Genomic DNA, 6033 nt, shown 5'->3' on the forward strand with positions numbered 1-6033 from the left:
GCAGGCTGCCGCCGGCCAGCACCTCCGCGCCGACGGCGTCCACCGCGGCCCGGACGTCGTACGGCGGGGCGAGCGGGTCGGGCCCGCCGCGCCACTGGCCGTACCGGAACCGGTTGCCGGCCATGCTCAGCCCCGGCCGCCGTAGACGGTACGGCCCGACTCGGTGACGTCCTTGCCGAGCCGGCGGGTCAGGTGCAGCCCCTCCAGGACGAACTCGATCCCGGCGGCGGCCTCCTCCGGGGTGGGCGCGTCGCCCAGCCCGAGCCGGTCCAGCGCCTTGGCCAGCCCCGGCACGGTGCCGATCTGGCGCAGCAGCTCCGCCGACGAGACCAGCTCCCCGGTCTCGATGACGGTGCCCTCGGCGACCAGGCCGGTGAAGCCGGACAGGTCCAGCCCGGCCAGCCGGGCCCGGAACGTCTCGGCGGTGGCGGTGCGCAGCAGGTGGGCCAGGATCTCGATCTCGCGCCCCTCCTCGCCGCTCTCGAACTCGACCTTGCCGCGCAGGGTCGAGGTCACCGACACCGCGTCGCCGACCCGGGCGACCGGGGCCTCGGGGCGTACCCCCTGGGCGGCGGGACCGGCGGCGAGCAGGCCGGATCGGCGCAGCGCGGCGGCGGCGACCGTCTCGGCGGCGGCGATCGCGAAGCGGGCGGAGACGCCGGAGCGCGGGTCCACCGACGGCGACTCCCGCACGGCGCGGGCGAACCGGGCGAGCACCTCCAGCACGTGCTCCGGCACCTCGGCGACCAGCTCGGCCTCCTGCCGGATCAGCGCCAGCTCCAGCTCCAGGTCGACCGGGTAGTGGGTGCGGACCTCCGCGCCGAAGCGGTCCTTGAGCGGCGTGATGATCCGGCCCCGGTTGGTGTAGTCCTCCGGGTTGGCGCTGGCCACCAGGAACAGGTCCAGCGGCAGCCGCAGCTGGTAGCCGCGAACCTGGATGTCCCGCTCCTCCAGCACGTTGAGCAGCGCCACCTGGATCCGCTCGGCCAGGTCGGGCAGCTCGTTCACCGCGAAGATCCCCCGGTTGGTGCGCGGCACCAGTCCGAAGTGGATGGTCTCCGGGTCGCCGAGGGTGCGGCCCTGGGCCAACCGGATCGGGTCCACGTCGCCGATCAGGTCGCCGACGCTGGTGTCCGGGGTGGCCAGCTTCTCGCCGTAGCGCATCGAGCGGTGCAGCCAGCCGACCGCCAGGTCGTCGCCGGCCTCGGCGACCAGCGCGCGGGAGGCCGGGGTGAGCGGGTGCATCGGGTGCTCGTTGAGCACGGAGCCGGGGATCACCGGGGTCCACTCGTCGAGCAGCGCCACCAGCGAGCGGATCAGCCGGGTCTTGCCCTGGCCGCGCTCGCCGAGCAGCACCATGTCGTGGCCGGCGAGCAGGGCCGCTCGACCTCGGGGAGGACGGTGTCGTCGTAGCCGACGATGCCGGGGAAGCGATCGGCGCCGGAACGCATCCGGGCGAGGAGGTTGTCGCGGAGTTCCTGCTTGACGGTGCGGTGCCGGTGCCCGGCCGCGCGCAGCTCGCCGAGCGTGCCCGGCAGGTCGGCGGGCGGGAACGGGAGAACCTGGTTTGGCGCAGTCACCCGACCCACGCTAGCGCGGTCCGCCACGTCACCGCCCCCTTCCGTCCGCTCCCGCCGCTCCGGCCCGCACCGCCGGTCCGCACCGCCGGTCCGCTCCACCGGTCCTTCCCGGCCGATCCGCTCCCGCCCGTCCGGGCCACGCTCCCGCCGGGTGGGGTGGCCCACGAGCCGCCCCGGCCGGCCGGTGGGAAGGTCAGCCTCGGCCGCAGGACCGGCAGGTGCCCCGCCGCCGCAGGTAATAGGCGAGCGCCGCCGCGCCGAGCGACACGCCCCACAGCGGCCAGAGCAGCATCGGCGCGGTGGTCAGGCTGAACCCGCCCTCGATGGCCCAGAACTGGGGGCTGGTGACCAGCCCGAGCGAGGCCGCGGTGACCGAGAGCGCCACCAGCGTCGCCGGCACGACGGCCAGCCCGATCGGCACCCGCCGGCCGGACAGCCCGGGCATCCAGCGCGGGAACCGCTCGCCCCAGGGGCGGACCAGGCCGAGGGTGAGCAGCGCGCCGACGGTGGCGAAGGCGGCCAGGCCGGCGCCGGCCCAGACCAGCCCCGTCTCGCGCATCTCGGCGAGGAAGTCCGGGGAGATGCCCAGCGGAACGCCGGCCGTCCAGGCGAACCGGGTGACCGCGTAGGTCAGCGGGATGACCGCCGCCGTCCCGGCCGCCCAGCGGCCCCACCGGGCCGCTGCGTCCGGCCGCGGTCCAGTCCCGCGCGCCGCCGCCGCGCCCGCAGGACAGGCAGGCCCCGGCGGTACGGCGTTGCCAGGCCAGCAGCGCCCCGGCGAGCAGCACCCCGCCGACCAGGGCCGCGCAGCGCGCGAAGAGCGCCCAGGTGAAGACGTCGGCGTAGTCGACCGGCGGCCAGCCGAACGGGGCGCCGAGGATCAGCATCGGCGCGTAGCCGAGCACGACCAGCACCCGGGCGTCCGGCACCACCACGGCCAGCACGAACGCCACTGTCCAGCTGTAGCCGAGCAGCAGGGCCCGCAGCGGCCGGGACGGGTGGGTCGACGGTCCGCTCATGGCCAGCGCGGCGATCGCCGCGGTCAGCAGCAGCGCCGCGAAGAGCGGCGGCCCGACGGACACCGGGACCAGCCGGAGCAGGTTCGCCCCGCCGCCGTGCGGGTCGTTGGCGCCGAACGGGTAGCCGGCGCCGGTGACCGTGCCGATCAGGGCGAGGACGCCCCAGAGGCCGAGCCAGCCGGCCGCGAGCGATGCGGCCCGGGAGGGGCGGTGGGTGGGAACTGTCGTTGTCGTCGTCATGGCCTCAGCGTCGGCCGGCGGGCGGCCCGATCCCTCCCGTGCGGCGGTGAATCCGCTCCCCATGCCGGGGGATCGTCGGCCGAGCGCGGTACGCGCGACCCGCCCTGGAGGCGGACAAGGCCGGGCGCGACAGGGACCATGAACCGTCAATGTAACGTTGACATGTGGCGGAGATGGCTCGGTTGGCCGACGTGGCGGCTGCCCGTCTGCGACTGGACGAGCAGGAGCTGGAACTTATCGATCGTGCGCGCTACGCGGGCGCGACGTGGGCACAGATAGCCGCCGCGCTGGGTCTGAGCAGCCGGCAGGCGGCGGAGCAACGCCGGCAACGCCTGGCAGCCGCGCGCAGGTCGCGGCGGCAGAACCTCGATCTCCGCTTTTCGGCGCGTATCGCGATGGTGCGGACCGCCGTAGCCGACCTTCAGCGGTGGATCGACGCGGACCGGCGGTGGGACGGGCGGTTCCGTCGGGCGGCGCTCGTGCGCAGCACGGCAGAGGTCGCCCTCGATGCCGCTCCGAGCTCGCTGTACGCGCTGGCGTCGCACATCGCCGCCGATCTCGCCGAGGCGGGACGCGAACGGTTGCCAGCCCCCGTCCAGGCTGTCGCGGCCATGTTGGATAGCGCCCTGTCAACGCATGATTGACAAGGGCGAACAGCATTGCCTGACCAACACTCAAGATTGAGGATGTGAGTCATCTCCGCTCAACCTTGGGGGCCTCATGCGCCGCAATGCCGGACTGTTCGTGGCGATCTCGCTGGTGTCGGGATTCGGCAGCGGCGCGATGTCCCTGGTGGCCGGGATCTGGATCCTGGACCTCACCGGGTCCAGCAGCCTCGCGGCGCTCGCCGGGCTCTGCGTGTACGCCCCCGTGCTCGCGGGCCCATGGCTGGGGGGTCTGCTCGACCGGGTGCCCAGGCGGCCCCTGGTCATCGCCGTCAACCTCACGCTGGTCCTCGTCCTGCTGAGTCTCCTGGCGGTACGGGGGCCAGGCCAGACCTGGCTCATCTTCGCCGTCTCGTGCGCCTACGGGGTCAGCTACGTGTTGATCGACGCAGGCGAGACGGCGCTGCTGCCGTCCGCGCTGTCACCTGCGGAACTCGGCGATGTCAACGGGTGGCGCTCGAGCGCCCAGGAAGGCATGAAGCTGGTGGCTCCGCTGGCCGGCGCGGGTCTCTACACATGGCACGGCGGGCACGCGGTCGCCGTGCTCAGCGCCGCCGTGCCGGCCCTGGTCGCCATCCTGTACGCGGCGGTGCGACTGACCCGTACGCCACCCGACCTGCCAACCGAGCGGCAGCGCGGTCTCCGCGCCGGGATCGCCGTCCTGTCCGGGCGACGGACGACGCGGGTGACTGTCGCGCTCGCCGCCGTGTCGATCGCCATGTCCGGCTTCTCGACCGCGGCCGTCTACGCGATCGTCACCACGGAACTGGGTCTGCCGACGACGTTCCTCGGCGTCCTGGTCAGCGCCCAGGGTGCCGGGTCTGTCGTCGGCGGCCTGATCGTCGGGCGATTCATCGCTCGACGGGGCCCGGTCGCCGTCGGTGTCGCCGGGACGGTGCTGTTCGGCGCCAGCTGTCTGGCGCGTTGCCTGCCCTGGTGGCCGGTCACGATCGCCGCGTCGGTGGTCGCAGGCATCGGCCTGCCCTGGACCCTGGTCGCCGCGGTGACCGCAGTACAGACGCACACTCCGGCGGCGTTGCTCGGTCGGGCCGCCGCGACGGCCAACACCGCGATGTTCGGGCCCATCGCTCTGGCGATCCCACTCGGCTCGGCAGCCGTACACCTCGGCGCCCGTCCGCCGCTCATCGCGGCTGCCGTGATCTGCCTGGCGGCGGTGGTAGCCACGTCCCACCACCGGTCGACGCGGCGGAACGCCGACCGTCCCGCCGGAGGTTGTTCCACCGACCGGAAGAGAGCGGCCCCGGGACACCGGTCGCACCATGACCGTGCTCGAGAACTGCACGGCGTGACCGACGCACGGACGACCCTCACCAGGGAAGGCCGATGAGACCCCGCTCCGTACCGCTCCGCCCGATCCGGCGGCAGGATGCGCCACGACTGGCTGTCCTGCTGGGACAGCTCGGCTACCCAGCCGACGCCACAGCGGTCAACGAGCGTCTCGACTACTGGCTGGACGATCCGCTGAGCTACCTCATCGGCGCCGACAGCGGTCACCAACTTGTGGGAGTGGCCGGCATGCACGTGTGCCCACTGCTGGAGGTGACCGGCAGGTCAGGGCGCCTGCTGGCGCTGGTGGTCGACGAGCGGTGCCGAGGCCGAGGCGTCGGGCGGTCCCTGGTCACCGCGATCGAGGAGCTGGCACGGACCGCGGGCTGCCGCTGGACGGAGGTCACGAGCAGCCGCGGGCGGGTGTCCGCACACGAGTTCTACCGGCGGTTGGCATATTCGGACACCTGCGGTACCAAGGCGCGCTTCGTCAAGCACCTTTGCGGGGCAGAGGGTCCATAGTCGCTCCGGGTGGGTCCGCACCGGGTTCAGCCCGACGGGGTGACGAAACCCGACTCGTACGCGGCGATCACCGCTTGGGTGCGGTCCCGCACGCCGAGCTTGGCCAGCACGTTGCCGACGTGCGTCTTGACCGTCTCCACCCCGACCACGAGCTGCCCGGCGATCTCGGTGTTGGAGAGCCCGGTGGTCATCAGCCGCAACACCTCCGCCTCCCGCTCGGTCAGCCGGGCCGCGCGCAGCCGGTCCCCGCCCGACCCCCCGTACGCCCCGGCGAGGCGGCGGATCGCGGCCGGGAAGAGCAGCGAGTCACCGGCGGCGACCGCCCGGACGGCGGTGACCACCTCCGCCGGGCGGGCCCGCTTGAGCAGGAAGCCGCTCGCGCCGGCGCGCAGCGCCTCGTAGACGTACTCGTCGTTCTCGAAGGTGGTGACCACGAGGACGCGGGGCGGGTCGGCGGAGGCGGCGAGCAGCAGCCGGGTGGCCTGGATGCCGTCGATGGCGGGCATCCGCACGTCCATCAGCACCACCCGGGGCCGCAACCGCGCGACCAGCGGGGGCACCTCGGCGCCGTCGGCGGCCTCCCCCACCACCCGCAGGTCCGGCTGGGCGTCGATGATCGCCCGCAGCGCCTCGTAGACGTACTCGTCGTTCTCGAAGGTGGTGACCACGAGGACGCGGGGCGGGTCGGCGGAGGCGGCGAGCAGCAGCCGGGTGGCCTGG

The 6033-nt window shown here is 73.9% G+C and carries 5 protein-coding genes and 1 pseudogene; 3 read left to right on the forward strand and 3 right to left on the reverse strand.

Annotation, left to right across the window (positions count from 1 at the left end):
• Positions 1-126: 126 nt before the first annotated feature.
• Positions 127-1589, reverse strand: a pseudogene (locus tag JNW89_RS25005) (magnesium chelatase).
• 184 nt (positions 1590-1773) lie between these two features.
• A complete protein-coding gene (locus tag JNW89_RS25010) occupies positions 1774-2139 on the reverse strand; it encodes a hypothetical protein (protein ID WP_238450744.1) in 366 nt (121 codons plus the stop codon).
• An 873-nt stretch (positions 2140-3012) separates the two neighbouring features.
• Here JNW89_RS25010 and JNW89_RS25015 point away from each other — a divergent pair.
• From JNW89_RS25015 to JNW89_RS25025, 3 genes are all read left to right on the forward strand, one after another.
• Positions 3013-3483: a hypothetical protein gene (locus JNW89_RS25015; RefSeq protein ID WP_238450749.1), complete on the forward strand. Its 471-nt coding sequence runs from the start codon at positions 3013-3015 to the stop codon at positions 3481-3483.
• Between the two features lie 76 nt (positions 3484-3559).
• A complete protein-coding gene (locus tag JNW89_RS25020) occupies positions 3560-4852 on the forward strand; it encodes an MFS transporter (protein ID WP_238450746.1) in 1293 nt (430 codons plus the stop codon).
• Entirely contained in the window at positions 4849-5313 is a 465-nt protein-coding gene (locus tag JNW89_RS25025; RefSeq protein ID WP_238450747.1) for a GNAT family N-acetyltransferase, read from the forward strand. The genes JNW89_RS25020 and JNW89_RS25025 overlap by 4 nt, the downstream gene beginning before the upstream one ends.
• 26 nt (positions 5314-5339) lie before the next feature.
• Here the strand turns inward: JNW89_RS25025 and JNW89_RS25030 are convergent, their stop codons facing one another.
• Complete coding sequence (locus tag JNW89_RS25030) at positions 5340-5981, reverse strand: response regulator transcription factor (protein ID WP_238450751.1); 642 nt, start codon at positions 5979-5981, stop codon at positions 5340-5342.
• Between the last annotated feature and the right edge of the window lie 52 nt (positions 5982-6033).

This window comes from Micromonospora sp. 4G55, from assembly GCF_016803375.1.